The sequence below is a fragment of the Pseudoalteromonas sp. SR44-8 genome, from assembly GCF_014163635.1.
Classification (GTDB): Bacteria; Pseudomonadota; Gammaproteobacteria; order Enterobacterales; family Alteromonadaceae; genus Pseudoalteromonas; species Pseudoalteromonas rhizosphaerae.
On sequence record NZ_JACJDS010000133.1, the window covers coordinates 1 to 209 of the forward strand.

Genomic DNA, 209 nt, shown 5'->3' on the forward strand with positions numbered 1-209 from the left:
ACTGTCAATATCGTCTAAATCAAATTCGTCTTCTTCAGCCAACTCCGGCTCTGCAGTCGCTTTATCGCCAGTTTCATCAATTAGACTGTCAATATCGTCTAAATCAAATTCGTCTTCTTCAGCCAACTCCGGCTCTGCAGTCGCTTTATCGCCAGTTTCATCAATTAGACTGTCAATATCGTCTAAATCAAATTCGTCTTCTTCAGCCA

Annotated in this window: 1 protein-coding gene; it reads right to left on the reverse strand. The window is 41.6% G+C overall.

The window, feature by feature from the left end:
• A partial coding sequence (locus H5183_RS22050) for a hypothetical protein (RefSeq protein ID WP_220493653.1) occupies nt 1-209 on the reverse strand: 209 nt, incomplete at both ends.